Origin of the sequence: Halosimplex aquaticum (genome assembly GCF_028747785.1) — an archaeon.
Classification (GTDB): Archaea; Halobacteriota; Halobacteria; order Halobacteriales; family Haloarculaceae; genus Halosimplex; species Halosimplex aquaticum.
In genome coordinates, this window is sequence record NZ_CP118158.1 from 3,193,502 (window position 1) to 3,214,425 (window position 20,924).

General features: G+C 71.9%; 16 protein-coding genes. 8 read left to right on the forward strand and 8 right to left on the reverse strand.

Features of this window, described 5'->3' with window-relative positions; all coding sequences use genetic code 11:
• The first annotated feature begins 8 nt into the window (after nucleotides 1–8).
• From PSC72_RS16025 to PSC72_RS16045, 5 genes are all read left to right on the forward strand, one after another.
• Nucleotides 9–821 (forward strand): ABC transporter ATP-binding protein, encoded by an 813-nt coding sequence (locus tag PSC72_RS16025; RefSeq protein ID WP_274322426.1) that lies wholly within the window; start codon nucleotides 9–11, stop codon nucleotides 819–821.
• Nucleotides 822–1,637 (forward strand): ABC transporter permease, encoded by an 816-nt coding sequence (locus PSC72_RS16030; protein ID WP_274322427.1) that lies wholly within the window; start codon nucleotides 822–824, stop codon nucleotides 1,635–1,637. It abuts the gene before it with no gap.
• Nucleotides 1,634–2,404, forward strand: coding sequence for an ABC transporter permease (locus PSC72_RS16035; protein WP_274322428.1), 771 nt, complete (start codon nucleotides 1,634–1,636; stop codon nucleotides 2,402–2,404). Before PSC72_RS16030 ends, PSC72_RS16035 begins: the two co-directional genes overlap by 4 nt.
• An 81-nt stretch (nucleotides 2,405–2,485) precedes the next feature.
• Nucleotides 2,486–4,111 carry an amidohydrolase gene (locus tag PSC72_RS16040; protein ID WP_274322429.1) on the forward strand — a complete coding sequence of 542 codons (1,626 nt, stop codon included), beginning with the start codon at nucleotides 2,486–2,488 and terminating at the stop codon, nucleotides 4,109–4,111.
• Between the two features lie 162 nt (nucleotides 4,112–4,273).
• Nucleotides 4,274–7,690, forward strand: coding sequence for a fibronectin type III domain-containing protein (locus PSC72_RS16045; protein ID WP_274322430.1), 3,417 nt, complete (start codon nucleotides 4,274–4,276; stop codon nucleotides 7,688–7,690).
• A 192-nt stretch (nucleotides 7,691–7,882) separates the two neighbouring features.
• On the opposite strand, the gene PSC72_RS16050 is transcribed toward PSC72_RS16045, so the two are convergent.
• A complete protein-coding gene (locus PSC72_RS16050) occupies nucleotides 7,883–9,439 on the reverse strand; it encodes a hypothetical protein (RefSeq protein ID WP_274322431.1) in 1,557 nt (518 codons plus the stop codon).
• Between the two features lie 75 nt (nucleotides 9,440–9,514).
• Entirely contained in the window at nucleotides 9,515–11,047 is a 1,533-nt protein-coding gene (locus tag PSC72_RS16055; RefSeq protein ID WP_274322432.1) for a hypothetical protein, read from the reverse strand.
• Between the two features lie 139 nt (nucleotides 11,048–11,186).
• Here PSC72_RS16055 and PSC72_RS25735 point away from each other — a divergent pair, with 139 nt between their 5' ends.
• On the forward strand, nucleotides 11,187–11,273 hold the full coding sequence (locus PSC72_RS25735) for a hypothetical protein (protein WP_449404902.1): 87 nt from the start codon (nucleotides 11,187–11,189) through the stop codon (nucleotides 11,271–11,273).
• A 38-nt stretch (nucleotides 11,274–11,311) separates the two neighbouring features.
• On the opposite strand, the gene PSC72_RS16060 is transcribed toward PSC72_RS25735, so the two are convergent.
• Nucleotides 11,312–12,841: a PGF-CTERM sorting domain-containing protein gene (locus tag PSC72_RS16060; protein ID WP_274322433.1), complete on the reverse strand. Its 1,530-nt coding sequence runs from the start codon at nucleotides 12,839–12,841 to the stop codon at nucleotides 11,312–11,314.
• 214 nt (nucleotides 12,842–13,055) lie between these two features.
• On the opposite strand from PSC72_RS16060, the gene PSC72_RS16065 reads away from it, so the two are divergent.
• Entirely contained in the window at nucleotides 13,056–13,889 is an 834-nt protein-coding gene (locus PSC72_RS16065; protein ID WP_274322434.1) for a DUF7089 family protein, read from the forward strand.
• 373 nt (nucleotides 13,890–14,262) lie between these two features.
• Here the strand turns inward: PSC72_RS16065 and PSC72_RS16070 are convergent, their stop codons facing one another.
• The 3 genes from PSC72_RS16070 to PSC72_RS16080 form a co-directional block, all read right to left on the reverse strand.
• Nucleotides 14,263–15,327, reverse strand: a complete 1,065-nt coding sequence (locus PSC72_RS16070) for an aldo/keto reductase (RefSeq protein WP_274322435.1) — start codon at nucleotides 15,325–15,327, stop codon at nucleotides 14,263–14,265.
• Nucleotides 15,328–15,413: 86 nt separating this feature from the next.
• On the reverse strand, nucleotides 15,414–16,388 hold the full coding sequence (locus tag PSC72_RS16075; protein WP_274322436.1) for a phosphotransferase family protein: 975 nt from the start codon (nucleotides 16,386–16,388) through the stop codon (nucleotides 15,414–15,416).
• A gap of 106 nt (nucleotides 16,389–16,494) precedes the next feature.
• Entirely contained in the window at nucleotides 16,495–17,619 is a 1,125-nt protein-coding gene (locus PSC72_RS16080; RefSeq protein ID WP_274322437.1) for a CPBP family intramembrane glutamic endopeptidase, read from the reverse strand.
• Between the two features lie 186 nt (nucleotides 17,620–17,805).
• On the opposite strand from PSC72_RS16080, the gene PSC72_RS16085 reads away from it, so the two are divergent.
• Nucleotides 17,806–18,717, forward strand: a complete 912-nt coding sequence (locus PSC72_RS16085; RefSeq protein WP_274322438.1) for an acyltransferase — start codon at nucleotides 17,806–17,808, stop codon at nucleotides 18,715–18,717.
• A 28-nt stretch (nucleotides 18,718–18,745) separates the two neighbouring features.
• Here PSC72_RS16085 and PSC72_RS16090 read toward each other — a convergent pair whose 3' ends face one another.
• Together PSC72_RS16090 and PSC72_RS16095 are read right to left on the reverse strand one after the other, a co-directional pair.
• Nucleotides 18,746–19,597, reverse strand: coding sequence for a DUF4097 family beta strand repeat-containing protein (locus PSC72_RS16090; RefSeq protein ID WP_274322439.1), 852 nt, complete (start codon nucleotides 19,595–19,597; stop codon nucleotides 18,746–18,748).
• 94 nt (nucleotides 19,598–19,691) lie between these two features.
• Complete coding sequence (locus PSC72_RS16095; RefSeq protein WP_274322440.1) at nucleotides 19,692–20,855, reverse strand: sensor histidine kinase; 1,164 nt, start codon at nucleotides 20,853–20,855, stop codon at nucleotides 19,692–19,694.
• Nucleotides 20,856–20,924: the final 69 nt, after the last annotated feature.

The window sequence follows — 20,924 nt, forward strand, 5'->3', positions numbered from 1 at the left end:
TTTTGTATATGCCGAATATTCCGATTGGAGACGAAGACGGCACTACCGCGGGCGACGAGACCGGCGGAGACGAGGCGGTCGTCCTGCGCGGGGCCGGCATCGAGAAGACCTACGACTCGCGGCTCCCGTGGCGCCGCGGCGTCGACGTGCTCGACGGCGTCGACCTGGAGGTCCGCGCGGGCGAGATCGTCGGGATCGTCGGCGCGAACGGCAGCGGCAAGTCGACGCTGATGCGGATCCTCGTCGGGGCGCTCGACCCGGACGGCGGGTCGGTCACGCGCTCGGGGCGCGTGGGCTGGTGTCCCCAGGAGAGCCTCCTCTACGACCGGCTGACCGTGGCGGAGACGTTCGACCTGTTCGGCGCCGCCTACGGGCTCTCCGCGGAGGCGGTCGCCGACGCGCGCGACCGCCTCGCCGACCGCCTCGACTTCGAGCGGTTCCTCGACTACCAGGTCCGCCACCTCAGCGGCGGCAACCGCCAGAAGGTCAACCTCGCCGTCGCCCTGCTGCACGACCCCGACGTGCTCCTGCTCGACGAACCGTACACGGGCTTCGACTGGGAGACGTACCTGGCGTTCTGGGAGCTCACCGAGGAGCTCACCGAGCGCGGCACCGCCATCGCCGTCATCTCCCACTTCGTCAGCGAGCGCGAGCGATTCGACCGGATCTACGAGCTCCGCGACGGCGACCTCGTCGAGTCCGATGGCGAGAGCGGTGGCGTCGGTGACGGCGGTACCGCCGAGGAGAGCGGTCCCGCCGGGGAGTCCCACGCCGCGGACGCCGACGGGGACGCGGTGTCCGACCCGACGGAGGTGGCGTAGATGGGCGCCGGCACGGGCGCAAGCGGGAACGCCGACGGCGACGCCGCGTTCGGCGGAAGCGGTGCGCCGCCGACCGCCGAGCGCGGGCGAGGCGATCGGCTCTCGGTCGGGGTCGCCGCGCACGTCCGCGAGTTCCTGCGGGAGCCGGTCCACGTCGTCCTGCTCCTCGCGCTCCCGCCGCTCGTCGTCGAGGGCTACGGCCGTGCGATGGCCTCGTTCCCGGCGCTCCCGCACCTGACGGCCGTCCCCGCGACGCTCGGGCGGGTCAACGGCGCGGTCTTCGCCGCCGCGTTCCTCGCGGGACTGATCGGCCTCTTCCAGGTCGTCAGTGCCGTCCAGGCCGACGGCCGCCTCGCGGTCTGCGGCTTCTCCCGGGCCGACCTGTTCGTCTCCCGCCTCGGCACCGTCCTCGCCGTGAGCGCCTGCTCGGCCGCCGTCACCTTCGCCGCGCTCTGGTGGCGGGTCGACGTCGCGGCGCCCACGGCCGCGTTCGGCGCGCTCGTCCTCGCCGCGCTGACCTACGGCCTCATCGGCGTCCTCGTCGGGACGCTCCTCCCCCGGGAACTGGAGGGGTCGCTCGTCCTCGTGTTCCTCGCCGACTTCGACGACTTCCTCGCCAGCGGCGTCGTCGACGTGGACTCGCCGGCCGTGAACCTCCTCCCGCTGCACTACCCGCACGCCCTCTTCCGGGCCGCCGTCCTCGACGGCTCGGTCCCGACCGGGGACGTCCTGGCGGGACTGGCGTACCTGGCCGTCCTGTTCGTCGCCGTCCTCGGCGCGTACGTCCGCCTCGCCAGCGGGGGTGAGGGCGCGTGAGCACCGACGACGCCAGGGCGAGGGTCGGCGGCGGGCGGTCGACCGCGCTCGCGGCCTTCGTCGGCGGCCTCCGCGAGTACGCCCGCACGCCGGTCCTGCTGGCGCTGTTCGTCTTCCTCCCCGCGTACCTGATCGGCGGGTTCACCCGGCTGGTCCCGTCGACGACGACCCCGCTCGACGTGCCGGGCGGCGGCACCCAGGCCGTCGAGATGGCGGCCCTCTACGCCGTGCTGATGGTCCCGCTCGTCGGCGCGCTCGTCGGCGCGCTGGCGGGCGTGTTCCTGATACAGGCCGCCCGCGACGCCGACGCTCGGCTCGTCGTCGCCGGCGCCCGCCCCGTCTCGGTCCTCCTCGCGCGCTTCGGTCTCCTCGCGGTCGTCGGCGCGCTGGTCGCCGCGGTCTCCGTGGCCACTGCGGCGACCATCTACGTTCCCGAACGGCCGCTGATCGTCGGCGTCGCCGCGCTGCTGGCCGCCCTGACCTACGGCCTGCTCGGCGTGCTCGCCGGCCTCGTCGTCGACCGCCTCGCCGGCGTCTACCTCGCGCTGTTCGGGACGATGATGGACCTCTTCCTCGTCCAGAACCCGCTGGCGGACCCGCCGGAGTACGCGCGGCTGCTGCCCGGCCACGTCCCCGTCGAACTCGCCGTCGACGCCGGCTTCTCGACCGACGTGGCGCTGTCGGTCGCCGGCGAGGGCGCGGCGTATCTCCTCGCAGTCGGCGCGGTGACCGCGCTCGCGCTCTACCGGACGATGCGCGTCTCGTAGGGTGGAGTCGCTCGCCGATCCGATTCCTCGGACGCCCCGTCGTCCGAACGCTTACCAACCGCTCGACTCCCAGTTGCCACCATGACAGCGGCCGCGGATCTGGTCCTCACGAACGCGGAGGTGCACACGCTCGCCGATCCCGACGAGACGGCCGAGGCGGTGGCGGTCCGCGACGGGCGGATCGCCGGCGTCGGAACGACGCGCGACGTCGAACACCTCGCCGGCGTCGAGACGACCGTCCGGGACTGCGGGGGCCGGGTCGTCCTCCCGGGATTCGTCGACGCGCACACGCACCTGCCGATGGTCGGCCGACGGCTCGTCAACGCCGACCTCGCCGCCGCCGAATCGCCGGCCGACGCCGTGGGTCTGCTGGTGAACCACGCCGCCGAGACCGACCCCGAAACCGCGGGTCCCGACCGCGAGTGGGTCCTGGGCTTCGGCTACGACGAGAGCGCGTGGGACGACTCCCGGTACCTGACCGCCGAGGACCTCGACGAGGTGAGCGACGAGCGACCGGTCGCGGCCGTCCGCGAGGACATGCACCTCGCTTCCCTGAACTCGGTCGCGCTCGACCGCCTGCGCGGCGAGATGCCCGACGCCGACGTGCAGACGCGCGGCGGTGAGCCGACGGGCGTCGTCGTGGAGGACGCGCTCGACCCCCTGTGGGACGCCATCGAACCGGACCGCGCCGCGATGCGCCGGGCGGTCCACGCCGCCGTCGAGCGCGCGAACGAACTCGGCGTCGTCGGCGTCCACGACATGGTCCGCCGCTCGGAAGCGCCAGCCGTCTACCGCGAACTCGATCGCGTCGGCGAACTCTCCCTGCGCGTCCGGATCAACTACTGGGCCGACCACCTCGATGCGGTCGAGGAACTCGGCCTCCGGACGAACCACGGGAGCGAGCGAGTGCGGACGGGGGCGATCAAGACCTACACCGACGGCTCCATCGGCGGCCGGACCGCGAAGCTCTCCGAACCGTACGCCGACGCCGCCGACTCCGGCGGCGAAGACGGCGGCGACACCGGCTCCGACGGAGGTGACTCTGGTTCCGGCGGCGAGGGTGACGACCGTCGCGGCCAGTGGGTCGTCGACCCCGAGGAACTCCGGGAACTGGTCGCCCGCGCGGACGAAGCGGGCCTGCAGGTCGCCGCCCACGCCATCGGCGACGAGGCGATCCGGGCCGCGCTGCACGCCTTCCGGTCGGCCGACGGCGAGCGCCACCGGATCGAACACGCCGAGGTGCTGACCGACGACCTCCTCGCCCGCATCGCGGAGAGCGACGTCGTCGCCTCGATGCAGCCGAACTTCCTGAAGTGGGCGGGCGAGGGCGGGCTGTACGCCGAGCGCCTCGGCGACGAGCGGCGACTGGCCTCGAACCGCTTCGGCGAACTGCTGGCGTCTGGCGCCGCCCTCGCGTTCGGGAGCGACTGCATGCCGCTCGACCCGCTCTACGGGGTGCAACAGGCCGTGACCGCGCCGGACGAGCGCCAGCGGCTCTCCGTCACCGACGCCCTCCGGGCCTACACCAGCGGCGCCGCCTACGCCGGCTTCGACGAGCACCGGCTGGGGACCGTCGAACCCGGGAAGCTCGCCGATCTGGTCGTCCTCGACCGGTCCCCGTGGGCCGTCGATCCCGGCGAGATCGCCGACATCGACGTCCGAGCGACGCTGGTCGGCGGCGACGTCGTCTTCGACAGGGACGCGTAGGGCCTGCTGGTTCGGCCGGGGTCGTTTTGTCGCCGACCGCGCACAACCGATCGCCGTCGTTCGCGGCTGAGGCCCGGATACGTCCCGGCGGGAAGACAGATCAAAGAGAAAGTATTTTCTGCGGAGGGAGAATCTCAGCGAACGAAGCGCGGTTGGGTTGACATGAACGGGAACGACACAGGGGGGCGCACAGCGCTCCGCACGGTGGGTGTCGTACTGGTCCTCCTCGGCCTGGCGGTACAGGTCGGGGCAGCACAGGTATCGCTTTCACAGGGGGTGGCCGCCGCCGACGGGACGGCCGACGCCGCGAGCGCGGTGTCGGTCGAGACCACGTGGGCGGAGACGGGCACCGATTCGTCGTACTCCGTCGGCGGGAACGTCACGTTCCTCGCCGACGGCGCGGACGCCGCGGTCTGGTTCGAGTACCGGGCCGAGGGCGCGAACGCGTGGCAGACGACGCGCCGGCAGACGGTCTCGTCCGCCGGCGGGTTCGACGCGTACCTCACCGGCCTCACCGCGGGTGAGACCTACGAGTACCGGGCCCGCGCGGAGGCGGGCAACGACTCCGCGGCGGGGACGGTCCGGACGTTCGCCGTCCCGGACGAACCGCCGGCCGTGGCCACGACCGATCCCGAGCGCGTCACCGAACGCGGGGCGACGCTGCGGGGCTCCGTCGAGTGGCTCGCGGGCGCCGACTCGGCGGAGGCGGTCTTCCTCGTCAGCCCGGTCGGCTCCGACGAGGTGACGGCCACCTCGGCGCAGACGATCACCGACATCGGGTCGGTGAACCGGACGTTCGGACAGCTGGTGCCGAACACGACCTACGAGTACCGACTGCACGTCCGCGCCAGCGACGGCGACAACGCCACCGGTTCGTGGGTCCGGTTCACGACCGACAGCGAGTTCGCCGCGTCCACGACGTCGGCGCGCGCCGTCAACGAGACGGCCGTGACGGCGGTCGGCGAGATCGCGGATCTCGGTGGTGCCGACGCCGCCACCGCGACCGTGGAGTACCGCCGAGGTGGCGCGACCGAGTGGACGGTCGCTCGGCGGGCGAAGCTGGCGAGTGCGGGCGACGTGACGGCGACGATCACCGGCCTCGAACCGGGCACGAAGTACGAGGTCCGCGTCGCCGGCGAGGGGAGCGACGGCGACGCCGGCGCCGGGCAGGCGCTGCCCGTCGCAACGGACGCCGACCCGGCGCCGACCGTGGAGACGACCGGGCCGGCCGACGTGACCGAAGCCACCGTCGGGATGACCGCCTCGGTCGCGGACCTGGGCGGCGCCGACAGCGCCGAGGTCACGTTCGAACTGCGCCGCGCTGGCGCGAGCGAGTGGCGGTCCGTGGCTTCGAGCACCCTCACGGAACCGCGGGACGTCCGTTCGGACTACTTCGACCTGCGAGCGAACGCGACCTACGAGTACCGCGCCGTGGTCGCCGCGAGCGACGGCGACACGGCGACCGCGTCGCCGGTGCGGTTCTCGACCGACACCGAGTTCGCGGCCCGCATCGGCGGCGCGTCTGCGGTGAACGCGACCGCCGTGGCGGTCGACGGGCAGATCACGGACTTCGGCGGTGCGGACTCGGCCTACGCGTTCGTGCAGTACCGCGAGGCGGGGACGTCGTCGTGGTCAGCGGAGACGCAGGCGAGCGTCGGCACTGACGGCGGTATCGAGGGAACCGTCACCGGACTCGCCCCGGGCACGGCCTACGAGTTCCGGATCCGGACGGTCGGGACCGACGAGGATCAGGTCTACACCGCGGTCGCGAACGCGACAACCGGCGGCGACGCCGGCCCCGAAGCGGCGACGACCGGAGTGACCGACCTCACGCAGCACCGGGGCACGCTGACGGCGACCGTCACCGACCTCGGCGGCGCCGACAGCGCGGCCGTCGACTTCCAGCTCCGCCGCGTCGGCGCGGACGACTGGTGGACCTTCGAGACGCGCAACGTCTCCGCGCCCGCGGACGTGAACGCCACGTTCCTGGACTTCCGGGCGAACGCGACCTACGAGTACCGCGTCGTCGTCGCGGCGAGCGACGGTGACACGGCGACCGCGTCGCCGACGCGGTTCACGACCGAGGAGCCGTTCACGGCCCGCACGGACGCCGCGTCGGCGGTCAACGCGACCGCGGTCGTCGTCAACGGGACCGTCACCGACTTCGCCGGCGCCCAGACGGCCGAGGTCGCCGTCCAGTACCGCGAGGCGGGGTCGTACTCGTGGACGACCGCGACGCGGACCGGCGTCTCCTCGACCGGGACGTTCGAGGGGTACGTCACTGGCCTCGATCCGGGGACGGAGTACGAGGTCCGGATCTACGCGGTCGCCGGTGACGGCGACGAATACTTCGGCACGCCTGCGACCGTCACGACTCGCGAGGAGCCCTCGCCGGTCGTGACGACGACCGGTGCCGCTTCGGTGACCGACTCGTCGGCGCGACTGACGGCGACCGTCACCGACCTCGGCGGGGCCGACAGCGCCGAGGTCACGTTCGAACTGCGCCGCGCTGGCGCGAGCGAGTGGCGAGCCGTCGCGGCGCGCAACGTCACGGCGCCGGCTGACCTGCGTGCCGCCGCCGGAGCCCTCCAGGCGAACGCGACCTACGAGTACCGCGCCGTGCTCTCGGCGAGCGACGGCGACCGCGCGACCGGCGGCGTCGCGACGCTGACGACCGACACCGAGTTCGCGGTCGTCACCGAGTCGGTGCGAGCGAGCAACGACACCGCCGCGACGGTGACCGGAGCGATCGCGGATCTCGGTGGTGCCGACGCCGCCACCGCGACCGTCGAGTACCGCCGGGCGGACGCGACCGGGTGGACGGTCGCCGAGCGGACGAAACTCGCCGACGCTGGCGCGGTGACGGCGACGATCACCGGCCTCGATCCGGGGACGGAGTACGAGGTCCGTATCGCCGGTGAGGCCAGCGACGGCGACGCCGACGCGGGTGAGACGCTGACCGTGCGGACGGACAGCCCGCCGGCGGTCGCGACGGCCGACGCCGTCGACGTGACCGACTCCTCGGCGACGCTCACCGGCGATCTGACCGACCTCGGCGGCGCCGAGCGCGCGCAGGTCACCTTCGAGTACCGCGCCGAGGGGGCCGACGAGTGGCGGACTACCGGGCCGACGGCCGTCAACGCGACCGGGTCGTTCGACGCCGTCGTCTCCGGCCTCGGCGAGTCGACCACCTACGAGTACCGCGCCGTCGTCGAGACGAGCGACGGCGACCGCGCCGTGGGCGCCGTTCGGACGCTGACGACCGAGAGCGCGTCCGCGGCGCCCGAGGTCGATCGGTCGTCGATCAGCCAGAAAGGCTCGCCGAACCCTCACCTGGAGTTCACGACCCACTGGCGGGTGACCGACGGCGACGGCGACCTCGACAGCGTGCGCGTCGAAGTCGTCGACGGCGGCGGGAGCGTCGTCGACAGCGCCACGACGGACGTCTCCGGCGCCAGCGAGTCCGGTTCGAACCGCTTCAAGCTGAAACACGTCGACGACGAGCAGTTCACCGTCCGGATCACCGTCACCGACGAGACCGGACGGACGACGACGGTCACCCGGACCGTCTCGGAGTGACGGACCGCAACTGAGCCGTCGCCGTCACGGCGGTTCGTCCGGGCGACCGCTTTTCGGCCGACCGGTGGATGACCCGTCGTCCGCTCACCGGTCGGCACTGTGGCCGCCGCGACGTGCCCTGCGTGGCGGGGGCCGGCGAAAATGGTCGATTCGCTCGTCTTTCACACGACCGACGAGCGACTTCCTTCCCCCTCACTCCTCGTCGGCGTCGGAACCGGATCTCAGGCCGCTCTCGCGCAGGAGCGCACCGCCCCCGAGCGCGGCGAGCGCGGCGCCGATCCCGAAGCCGGGGCCGCCGCCGGAGGTCGTCTCGGCCGCGTCGTCGCTCGGGGTCGCCGTCGCCGTCTCGGTTGCCGCCTCGGTCGGGTCGGCCGTCGGCGTCGGGGTGGGCGAAGCGGTCGGCGTCGCAGTGGGCGTGGCCGTCGGCGTCGACGCGTCCATCGACTCCGCGGTCGTGGCCGACGGCGGCGCGGCGTCGCCGCCGAGTTTGACGAGCCAGGCCTCGCTCGGCGTCTCGGCGTTCTCCTCGCTCGTGGTCGCGCTACCGGCCACCGCGATACCGCCGTCGCTCGTCACGACGACGTCGCGGAACGCGTTGGTCTGTTTGCGGGCCGGATTCACCGACCAGCCGAGTTCGGTGTTCGCGTCGAACGCGCCCAGCCAGGCGCTGGACTCCTGGCGCTGCCGGTTCACGAGCGACCCGGTGACGTAGGCGGTATCGCCGTCGCCGGAGACGCTCGTCAGGGTCAGCTGCCCGTTCGACTGCCCGTGGTCGACGGTCCGCATCGTCCGGACCGACCCCGACCCGTCGGTCGCGACGACCCAGGCCGACGTCTGGGCCCTCGACCCGGTCACTCCGGCGAGGAGGTACCCGTCCGCCATCGCGGCGTGGTCGACGACCTGGTTCGCCTGGTTCGGCTCCCCGCCGGTCGTCTGGGACAGTTCGGTCTGCCAGTCGACCGAGCCGCTCTCGTCGAACCGGAAGAGGACGCTCTTCAGCGGCGGCCGGTCGCTCTGACTCTCGGGAGGGTCCTGGAGTATCCCGCTCGCGACGTAGCCGTCGCCGTCGCTGCCGAGCGACTGGATCCCCGAGATCCGGTCCCGCAGGAACCGGTGGCGCCACTGTTCGGCCCCCTCGCTGTCGACCTTGACGGCGAGGGCGGTCGCCGAATCGGCGGTCGTGGTCTCCCCCTGCCGCAGGACGTACCCGCCGACGACGTAGCCGTCGTCGACCGCCTGCAACGCCAGGGCCGCAGTGCTGACGCCCTCGGCGTCGCTCGACGGCTCGAACGTCTCTCGCCAGGCCTGCTCGCCGTCGGCGGTCACCTTCCGGAGGGCGAACTGCCTGCTCTGCAGGCGTCCGCCCAGGAGGACGAATCCGTCGTCGGCCTCCGCGACCGACCGGACCGGGAACGACTCCTCGCCGCGCTCCAGGTGGTGGCTCCACCGGCCGGCGCCGCTCGCGCCGTCGACGGAGAACAGCCAGTCAGATCCGGTACCGGTCCGGGACTCCTGGGAGTTCCCGAGCGCCACCAGGTTCCCCTCGTCAGTTTCGAGCAGGGCTCGCGCGCTGTTGTAACTGCGCTGTCCGTACGACCGGTTCCAGCGGACCGCGGGCTGGTCGAGCGCCAGACCGCGAGGCTGTTCGACGGGGGCCGCCCCGGTCGCTCCGGCGACGGACGCGGCGCCGGCCGAGACGGCGAGTCCGGCCGACGCCAGCAGGCGGCGTCGCGTCAGATCGCTGTCCATACGAGGCCGGGTTCGGATACCCGACGGATAAATGACACTGTGTGCCGCCGCAAACGGCCGACCGGCCACCGATCGCTACGTCTCGTCCGACTCGTCGCCGCTCGCCGCGTGGGTCTGTCGCAGGAGCGCGCCGCCACCGAGCGCTGCGAGTGCGGCACCGATCCCGAAGCCCGCTCCGTCGCCCGCGGTCGTCTCCGCGTCGCCGCCCTCGGTCGGCGAAGGGTCGGCCCCCGACGCGGTCTCGGTCGCGCTCGGTGCGGACGTGAGGGTGGGTGAGGGCGTCGGCGTCGGAGACGGCGTCGGCGAGGGCGTGGCCGTCGGGGATCGCGTCTCGGTCGTCGTCGCTCCCGGCGTCGCCGTCGGGACGGGGTCGCCGCCGAGTTTCACCGCGAGCGCGTCGGTCGACGTCTGGCCGCCCTCGACGTTGGCGTTCCCGACCACCAGTAGTCCGTCGTCCTCGGTCCCGAGCGCGGTGATCGCCTGACTCCCGTTCGCGAACTGTTCGGTCGCCGACCACTGGCGGGACAGCTCGCCGTCGATACCGGCTGCCCAGACGGTCGCCGGGTCGGACGCGCTCGCCCGCGCGACGCCGACGAGCGCGTAGCCGTCCTCGAAGGGTCGGATATCCTGGAACTGCGCGACGTCCATGTCCGCCGGTTGCGTCTGTAACTGCCCGCGGCGCTCGCCGTCGCCGCCGACCGACAGGACCCACCCGCGCTGGCTGCCGAGCAGCTCCCGCGACGTCCCGCCGGCGGCCAGATACCCGGAGTCGGTCGCGTAGACGCCGTAGAAGAAGTTCATCTGGTGGTCTGTCCCGTCGGTGGACTCGCGGTAGGTCGTCGACCACCGCTGGCTTCCCTCGCCGTCGACTTCGAACAGCCACCCGAAAAACGGCGGCTGGCTGTCGTCTTCGGTCGACTCCGCGCGCGTTCCGCCGCCGACGACGTAGCCGCCGTCGCCCGTCTCGGCGAGACTCGCCACGTAGTTGGTGTGGCGCGGGCCGTAGGTCTCGCTCCACTGTCGCTCGGCGGCCCCGTCGATCCCGAAGATCCATCCGGAGACGTCGAGGACGGTACCGCCGCGAGCGAGGCCGGCGGCGACGTACTGCCCGTCCCCGGCGGACACGAGCGAGGCGACGTTCCCGCCCTCTCGCGGCGACTCGACCGTCCGCCGCCACTGGACCTCGCGGCCGGCGTTCAGCTTGACGAACAGCGGCTCCTGTCCGGTCGTCGGTCGACCGCGGTACCCCGCGAGGAGGTAGCCGCCGTCGTCGGTCTCGACGACCGCGTTGAACCCGGCGGGGTCGTCGGTGTCGACGCGGCGCTGCCACCGGGGGCGGCCGCGCTCGTCGATAGAGAACGCCCACGGTCGGACGCTGTCGGTGCCCTCCCCCGACTGACCGACGACGACGTAGTTCCCATCGTCCGTCCGGAGGGCGTCCTGGACGGTGTCCGTGGTCGCGCCGTCGTAGGTCTCTGACCAGCGAAGCGGCGGCGGATCGGCTGCGGATCCGACGGCGGCGGCCCCCGCGACCGACGCGACCGCGCTCCCCGCGAACAGCGACCCGCCGGACGCGAGCAGCCCGCGACGTGTCAGCTCTCGCTCCATATGCCCCCCAGTTGCGGCGGGCGAGAGATAAACAGCACTGTTCGCCGTCGGTCGCGCCGCCCGGAGACCGGCCGACGGCGGTGCGACGGGTCTGCCCGGAAACGGGGGCTTTAGGTCGCTCGCCGCTGAACTGCCGTCCATGAGCTACGCGACGAAGTTCACCCTGGGTACGATCGGCATCGCTGCGGCCCTTGCAATCGCGCTCGTCCTCGTCTTCCTGTCGTAGGGACGGCGGGCGAGGTGCGGCCCGCTCCCGCGGCCGGATCACTCCTCGTCAGTCGGCGCTTGGCTCCGTCGGAGCAGCGCCCCGACGCTCCCGAGCGCCGCCAGCGTCGCTCCGACACCGAATCCCGGTCCGTCGCCGGAACTCGTGGCAGGTGCGTCTTCCGCCTCTGCCGCGTCGTCCGCCGTTCGCGTCTGCGCCGGCGTCGAAGACCGCGTCGCCGCGTCGGTGGGCGTCGGCGAGGGCGCGGCCGTCGGCGTGGGTGACGGCGACGGCGTCGGTGTGGGCGTCGACGACGGCGTCGGCGTCTCGGCGGGGTCGCCGCCGAGCTTCGCGACGAACGGCTCGGACCACCCGTCTTCGGTGTCGTGGTTGCCCGCGAGCGCGATCCCGCCGCCGGCCGCCGCGACCGCGTCGCGGACGACCGCCGACTGGTCGAGCGGGTCGAGCACGTCCCAGTTCGTCGAGAGCGTCGCGTCGACACCGAGGATCCAGGGCGTTTCGACCACGCGGTCGTCGCTCCGGTAGGCCGACCCGACGAGTGCGAACTCGTCGCCGTACGGGACGGCGGCGACGAACTTGCCGCCGCCGTCCGTCCCGGGGCGGTCGAGGGCGGTGTACAGCCGTTCGCCCTCCGAGTCGACGGTGACTGCCCAGCCCCGGGTCGCCGCGTCGTCCGCGCTCGGTGCGAGGTCGCCGACGAGCAGGTACCCCGATCCTGTCTCGACCGCGTCGACGAAGCGGTGGTACTCGCTCTGTCCGCCCGCCGAGCGCTGTCGGTAGCGCTGTGACCACTGCGGATCGCCCTCGGCGCTGATCCGCGCCGCCCACCCGTCCTGCCGGTCGATGTCCCACTGTTCGCCCCGCATCGTGCTCCCGTAGACGAGGTAGCCGCCGTCTCCGGTGGGTTCGATACCCGTGGCGAACGTGGCGAAGAACTCGTCGAGTTGCTGCTCCCAGCGGACGTTCCCCTCGGCGTCGACGGCCGCGACCCACGTGTTCGGATTGTCGATGTCGACCGAGTACCCGACGAAGACCGCGCCGCCGGACGGGCCGGGGGCGAGGGCCGCCGCCGAGAACATCTCGAACGGCGGTTCGTACGTCCGCTGCCACGCCGTCTCGCCGTCCTCGCCGCTCGCGACGAGCATCGGTTCGCTGGTCGCGTCCTCGATGTCCGGCTCCAGCGTGCGGTTCCCGAGGTAGAGCCTGCCGCCTCCTGCGACCGGCACGGACCCCTGGGTCAGGAACTGACCCTCGACGTCGAGCGTCGCGTGCGACGGGTTCGATCCGTCGGTGGCGTCGACCGTGACCGACCACGGGTCCACCTCGTCGTAGTCGTCCCAGCTGCCCCCTCCGACTGCGAGTCGGCCGTCTTCCGCCCGGATCCCGACTGACTCGTTGACGTCGTCGGTACCGACAGTCGCGTGCCAGCGGACGGGCGGTGCCTCGTCCTGGTCCCACCGACCCATCGCGGCCGCCGCCGACTTGGATCCGATCCCCGTCGCGATACCCCCCGACAGCGCGGCGCCCGCGGATCGCAGGACGCCGCGCCGCGAGATGTCGTCCACCATACGACTCGGACTGGTCCCGGTATCCGTTATAAACGTTCGCGCCGCGACCGACTGACGGCGGACCGGCCGGGGCTGGCACTCCACCGCCGGCCCGGACCGGTGGGGTTTACTCCCGACGGCCCCTCCCGACGCACATGACCACGTCGCCCAGCGGCGACCCCGCCGTCGTCGAACGCGCCGCGAGCGAACCGACTGCGCCCGCGGGCGCCGACTGATGTTCAGCGAACGCGACTTGTCGGCCGATCTGGCGGCCGTCCGCGACGAACACGCGCCCGACGCGGTCGTTCTCGACTGTGCGAGAGACTTCGAGACGCTCCCCTCCGCGCAGGCCGAGGACCTCTCGCTGCTCACCGACTCGTTCGAGCCGCGGTCGTACCCGAGCGAGTGGCTCCCGCCGGACGCGCCCGAGATCCTCCGGCGCTACGCGAGCGACGATCTGACGGTCGGCGCGCCGGGGGACGGCGGCGTGGCCTGGACGCACCAGACCGATCCGCCGGTGGTGCTCGTCAAGCCGCGGCTGGAGGGGTCGCCGGGTCCGTTCGTGGACTTCCTCGTGGCCGAGGCGCTCGTCCAGGTCGGCCTCGACCTGCCCGAACACTTCCTGGGATTCTTCGGCGAGCGCTACCGCGACCTCGCGGCCGCCGCCGAGGACCGCCTCGACCCCACCGGGACCTACCAGCTCGCCGCTGCGCTCTACGACGCCTATCTCGGACTGCACACTCGCGAGGTCTTCGCCGACTGGGCGGAGTCACGTCCAGACCTGTTCGACACGTGGGTCGACGCCGGCGAGCGCCTCGAACCCCGCCTCGCCGACCTCTCGACCGACCTCGCGCGGGGTCGGACCGACTTCGGCGACGCCGCGGAACTGGCCTGCGCCGCCGTCAAGCACACCGTGGAGCGAAACTCCAGGACCTCTGACTCACACGCTAACGGGGGCGGCCCCGAACTCCCGACGCCGTTCGGCGCGCTCGGAACCGGGGCCTACCGCGAGTACGGCGCCGACTACGCCGTCCAGTGGGCCGAGAAGACGTTCGAGCGACTCGACTGACCGTCCCGCGTGCGGGCCGTTCACACACCCGTCATTTCGACTGGAACTCCCGCTCGACCCCCGTGAGCGGCCGATCGCACTACGCGATGCGTATGACGGCCGTCTGACGCCGCGAGTGAAAGTGGAATAATACTGAAGAAATCCCCGGACGTGGCCGGGGTTCGAGTCGAAACGGAGGGGTTCGTCCGAGAACGGGCGGTAGCGGCCCGTTCAGTGGAAACCAAGGGGTTACGAACTGGTGTCGAAACGGAGGCCCGGTCGCACGTATCTGCCGCGGTCTGGGACCGTCTCGGCGCTCCGGTAGGCGGGGGAGCGCCGACGGTCGAGAATCGATCGGCCTGGAGCGACACTGACGGAGCGGTCGGGAGCGACCTCAGTCGCCGGCGGCCTGCTTGTCGACGCCGTCGAGGTCCGCGCCGCCGACGGACGAGCGCAGGGCGTCCATGCCGTCGTCGCGGTCGATCCCGAAGTTGTCCCGGTAGAGCTCCTCGACGCGCTCCATCTCGGCGTCGGAGAGCGCCGGCGTGTCGGGGGCCGCGGCCCACTCGTCGATGTCGTCGGTCGTGCGGAACGTGGGCGTGACCGACGCCACCTCGTCGTGGCCGAGCAGCCACTGGATCGACGCCTGACCCATCGTCCGCGTGCCCTCGGCGTGGTCAGGGTCTTCGAGGAACCGCAGCGCGTCGACCTTCTCCCAGCCCGTCTCGTACCACTCGTCGGGCCGGTGGGCGCGGTGGTCGCCCTCGCCGAGTTCGGTGTCGGGGGTGACCTGCTCGTTGAGCAGTCCCGAGGAGTGGGGCACGCGCGGGACGACGCTCGTGTCGGCGTCGAGTTCCCGGATCGTCTCGATGGTGTGGCGACCCGGCGTCTGCTCGAAGACGTTGAACACGAGCTGGACGGCGTCGAAGCCCTCCTCGACGGCCATCTCGGCCTCGGCGAGCCAGCCGATCGAGGGGCCGAGCGCCCAGCCGACGGAGTCGACGCGGCCGGACTCCTGCAGTTCGTCGAGGGCTTCGAGCACGTCGGGGTCGACCTCGCCAACGTTGACGTTGTGGAGCATCAGGTGGTCGACGTACTCCATGTCCAACCTGTCGAGCGAGCGGTCGAGCGCCGTCTCGATCCAGTCGGGGTCGACCCGCTTGGGGAGTTCGCCGTGGCCGGCCTGGGGGTTGTTGTAGAAGTCGTAGCCCACCTTCGTCGAGACGGTGACCTCGTCGCGGTACTCGCCGAGGGCCTCGCCGACGAGTTCCTCGCTGTCGCCGTGGCCGTACACGTCGCCCGTGTCGAAGTAGGTGATCCCCCGGTCGATCGCGTGGTGCAGCATGTCGACGGCCTGCTCGCGCGTGCGGTCGCCCCACCAGTCGGTGCCGACGACCCACGCACCGAAACCGACTTCGCTGACCTCGACGCCCGAGGATCCGAGTTCGCGGTGGTTCATACGCGCGAATTAGGAGTCGGGCCACTTAGCCGCCGCGGTTACGCTGTCCGCTCGCCGACCGCTCCGAATACGGCGGCCGGCGCCGCTCACCGGAGCGCGTCGAGCCGCCGCTCCATCTCCGCTTCGAGCCACCCCGCGTACTCCGACTGCGACCGGTCGCTGTGCTCGACGGCCTTGTCGAAGGCGCCGGCGACGCCGACCAGCCGCACCGCCTCGTACACCGGCCGCCGCTCGTCGAGGCCGTGGGGGAGCGACCCGGCGCCGCGTCGATACCCCTCACGGAGTGCCGCGACGAGGCGGTCGCGGTCGGCGTCCGGGAGGTCTCTGGCTTCGATCAGCTGCTCGCGTGCCCGGTTGAGATCGCGGGCCGGGTCGCCGACGTGGGCGAGTTCCCAGTCGATGAAGCCGATCGCGCGCTCGCTGCAGAAGGCGTTGGGCATCGCCGGGTCGCCGTGGACCAGCGCCGCCGGTGCGCGGTCGAGCAGGGCGCGGTTCGCCTCGACGGCGTCGACGACCGCGTCGAAGTAGTGGTCGAACCGGTCCGACGACGCCAGTCCCCGCGCCTGCTCGATGGTCGCGACGAGCACGTCCGTCCACGGGCCCGCGTCGAGTTCGAGTCCGTCCGCACCGCCGCCGACGACCTCGCCGTGCCGGTCGAACCGCTCGGCGTTGACCGCCCCGAGCGCGGCCCCCACGCGCTCGATCTCGTCGACTCGACGGTCGAGGCCCCAGTGTTCCCACGGTCGGTGGAAGTTCTCGCCCGCCATCGGCGCTGTGAGGAGGTACGGGGTCGCGGCCTCGACGCCGCTCGCGAGCACCGTCGGGACTGCGACGTCGCGGCGTGCGTCAACGTAGTCGACGACGGCCCGCTCGCGTGCGATCCGGGTGCCGTCGCCGTCCGCGGCCACCTTCAGAAAGGCGCTCCCGCCGTCTGTGAACTCGACGCGGACGGTCCGGTTCTGGTCGTTCCAGGACAGGCCGGCGGCGGACGCGTCGGCCACCTCGCGGTCGGGGACCGCCTCGTCGAGGACCGCCGTCACCGAGTCGTCTACGGAGTTCATCGCTCTGTCGTCGCGTTCCCGCCCGACCGGCTTGGTAGTTTCCCAGACGTGGGGGAGTGTGGCAAGCTCGCCGCGGTCACTCGGACGCGGCTGGGACAGCCGACGGCTACTCGGTGTCGGGTTCGGCGCCGCCGGTCGTCGCGTCGCCGTCGACGGTTTCGCCGTCGGCGGTATCCGCGGTCTCGCCGTCGACTTCCGTGGCCTCGTCGGCTCTCTGTTCCGCGACCACGGAGCGGCGCAGCGTCGGTCGCGCGACGGCGGCCCGCCACCGGAGCGCCCCCTCTCGCAGTCGCACCCACCAGCCCAGCGCCGCGACGCCGACCGCGAACGCGACGAGCGCGACGAGGCCGCCCTCGGGACCGAACGAGCCGCCGGTCACGAGTTCGGGGCCGGACTGCTCGACGGCGACGACCGTCGCGGGCGTCGTGAACCCGCTGACGGGGAAGCCGAACACCGACGCGATGGCGAAGTTCCAGGTGACGTGGAACCCGATGGCGACGGCGATGCGCTCGGTCAGGAGGTAGCTCGCGGCGAACAGGGTGCCGAACAGCGCGATGTTCGCGACCGCCAGCGGCGTCACGTTCGGGTTCATCCAGTGGCCGGCGGCGAACGCGAGACTGGAGAGCGCCACCGCGGCCGCGAGCGCGCCGCGCCGGCCGACGCCGAACCAGCCGTCGAGGCCCTCGGCGACGTTGGTCAGCAGGTAGCCGCGGAAGAGCAGTTCCTCGAAGACGCCGACCCCGACGAAGTACGCGAACGTGAGCGCGACCGCGACGGCGACCGGAACGCCCGGCCCGACCGCCAGCGAGGGGTCGGCCCGGGAGACGAGCGTGCCGGTCACCCGCAGGAACCCCGCGGCGAGTTCGAGCGCGAACACGAGCGCCGGGAGCGCGACGCCGAGCGCGAGCCCGAACGCCAGATCGGCCCACCAGTCCCGCGAGCAGCCCAGTCCCAGGTCCACGAGGCGACGGCGGTCGATCAGCCACGCCGCGGCCAGTATCGCGGCGGCGAACCCCGCGACCTGGGTCGTCCGCGCCGTGACCGTCACGACCGCGGCGAGGATCGGCGGCGCCGTGCTCGGGGCGAGCGCCACCAGCGCGGACGCGACGACGACCCCCCCGATCCCGCCGACCAGCAGCAGTAGCGCCGCCAGACCGAGCCGCCAGAACGCCCGCGGTCGCCCCTCGTCGCGGTTCCAGAGGAGGCCGCGCAAGCTGGGAGAATCGGACATCGTCTGCAGATCGGCGCTCCGGGGCTTAAGCGTCGGGGACGCGCGACCGGCGACGAGACCGCCGGCGGCCGCCGCCCGACCCAGGGCAGCGGCGGCTGGCCGCGCCGGGGTCACGCGCAGTCGCCGTCCCGGACGGCGGTTGTCCGGTACAGAAACCCCTATTGTCGGCCGGACCGATCGACGGGTATGACAAAGCGCCACGTCTCGCTCCCTCCGGGCGGCGAGGAAGGCATCCACGCGTTCATCGAGGAGGTCGACGAGCGCCTCCGCGGCGACGAGGACACCTGCGACGTGGTCGAGGACGTGCTGGTCGACCTGTTCGGCGACCGCGAGGCCTACGAGCGCTGGCAGTCCGGCGAGTCCGTCTCGCCGGCCGAGCGCGTCCGCCTCCAGGGCTACGACCCCTGCAACGTCACCCTGGAGAGCGAGTACTACGCGGAGGTCGAAGCGATGGACGACGGCGAGTTCGAACGCACGAAGTACCTCCAGTGGCTCTGGCGCCAGTTCGACGCCACGCCCATGGCCGACAACGTCGAGTTCGCGCTGCGATTTCGCCGGATGCTCGCCGACCACCTCTTCGCCGACGTGGGCGAGGACTGCCGCTTCTTCAAGGGGATCACGTTCACCTACGGGCACAACATCTCCGTCGGCGACAACGTCGTCATCCACGACGACGTCCACCTCGACGACCGCGGCACGCTGACCATCGGCGACCGCGTCTCCATCTCCGACGACGCCCACGTCTACAGCCACGACCACGACGTCAACGACCAGACCGCCGTCGACAACTACCACACCGTCATCGAAGACGACGTGCGCGTCACCTACGACTCGATGGTCCGCGCGGGCGTCCGCCTCGGGGAGAACAGCGTCCTCGCCGCCAAGTCGATCGCCGGGAAGGACGTCCCCGCCCACCACATCGCAGCGGGGACGCCCGCCAAGTCCATCGCCGTCAAGGACGGCTGGGAACCGGTGGCCGACGACCTGGAGGGCGCCAACGTCGACCGCCGCGAGTCGCGCAAACTCGACTACGACCTCCCCGAGAACCTGAACGTCTTCGACGAGTTCGGCCGGGACCGCCAGCCACCGGGCGACTGACCGCCCGTCGCGGGTCCGGAGAACGGGCTTATTCGCCGAGTCCGAGCAGCGTCACGTCCCCGTTCGTCGACCGGAGTTCGAGCGTGTGCTCGGCGCTCTCGCCGCCTTCGCTCCCGCCGAGCACCCCTTCGATCCGGTGCTCGGTCGACTCGTCGACCGTCAGCGAGACGCCCGAGGTCTCGGCGTCGCCGTTGCTCGTCCGCAGGCTGACTGCCGCGCCCAGGTCCTCGGGCACCGCCGCGGTCACGTCGCCGTTGTTCGACCGGCAGGTCGCGTCGCCGCGGAGCGCGGGCACGTCGACGGTCACGTCGCCGTTGGAGGTCAGCGCGCCGTCGAGGCCCGCGACGTCGCTCGCGGAGACGTCGCCGTTCGTCGACTCGACGGCGACGAAGCCGTCGACGGAGCGCACCTCGATGTCGCCGTTGTCGGTCCGGTAGGTCCCGTCGCCGGCGACGCCGTCGGCGTTCACGTCGCCGTTCTCGGAGGCGACCTCGACGACAGGCAGGTCCTCCGGGACGGAGAGGTCGAGCGAGACGGTGACGTTCACGCGCTCGTCCGGGCGCTGCGGCGCGATCGTCAGCGTGCCGTCTTCGACGTTCCCCTCGACGGTCACCTGATCGAGCGCGTCGCGGCCGGACCGGGACTCTTTCCGGACTGTGCCGGAGACCACGCCGCCGCTGGTGGCCGAAAGAGACACGTCGCCCGAGTCGGTCTGGACGGCCAGCGCCTCGGCGTTCCCGGGGTCGAACTCGCGGTCGGAGGTCTCCGTGTACGGCTGGGTCGAGACGACGCACCCGGACAGGCCGAGTGCGGCCGCGAGACCACCGCTCGCACGGAGGAACCGGCGGCGGGACGGGGAGCGATCTGCAGGGGCAGGCATTGTATCGAGGCGACACGATCCTGGCGCAAAAAACGTGGTGATCGGCCGACGCCCGCTCCTCGCGGGGCTCGGTCGCGGTTCGATCGACGCCTGATCAAACGGCGAGTCGCTGTCTCGATCGCCTCGCCGCAGCGGTGTCGGAGCTGCCGCCCGCGGCGGGGAATCGGACGGCGAACTCCGTGCCGTCGGGCCCGGTTTCGGCGAGCGCGATCGTGCCGCCGTAGACCTGGACGAGGTTCTTCGTCAGAAAGAGGCCATAGCCGTGGTCACCGGCTTCGGGCGGCTCGAAGAGGCTCTCTCGTTCCTCCGGCGAGACGCCCGATCCGTCGTCGCGGATCCCGACGGTGACCCAGTCGTCGTCGACAGAGACGTCGACGGCGATCGAGAGGTCCGACCCGTTGTGTTCGATGGCGTTCTCGAGCAAGTTCCGGAACACGCGGTTGACGAGCTCGCCGGTCAGCGCCGCCGCCGACTCGGGGCCGCTCGTCTCGACGGCGACCGACGGGTGCGTGCGGCGGACCTGTTCGACTTCCGCTTCGATCACGGCCCGGAGGTCGACCGCGGTGAGGTCGGGTTCGTGGTCGGACGCGTCCAGGACGGTCCGGATCGACCCGACGAACGCCGCTATCTCGTCGCTGCTGTCGCGGATCGTCTCCAGATACGCCGCGCCGTCGCCGTCCGCCTCGGCGTCCCTGGCCAGGAGCGTCGCGTACCCGTTTATCTTCTGGGCCTCGTTCAGCACCTCGTGTCTGAGGTAGTGGTTCAGGTACTCGAGCTGACTCCGTTCGCGTTCCTTGCGGCGGGCCACGGCCTGCGAACGATTCCGCTCGCGTTCGCGTTGTTTCGACCGCACCGCGAGGACGCCCATCACCGTCCCCGAAGACGCGCCGAACCCGACGGACAGCATGAGTATCAGCCACTGTTCCCCGTGGTCGAAGCGCGTCTCCACGACGAACAACGCGGCGTACATCGCGAGCGCGAAAAACAGCGTCATCCCTACCGTCCACCCGACGATCCGCGGCCGCAGCTCGCGGTCCACGTCCGCGTCACGTAGCCACATCGACCCGGCGAGCAAGACGACTGTCGGTATCCCGAGCAGGATGACTTCGAGGTAGCCGTCGAGGCTGGCGTCGGCTATCTCCCGAGCGTCCCGGAACAGGTAGAAGAACGCGAGGTACGCGACCGTGAACAGCACCCAGAAACCGGTCATCAGGGTCTGAGCGAGGTCGCGGTCTGTGTTCCGCAGTACGGCTGTCACTACGCCGGTCTGGGGAAGTGGTGAATTTCAACGTTGATATGATCGGTATATATCTCCCGATAGACAGCG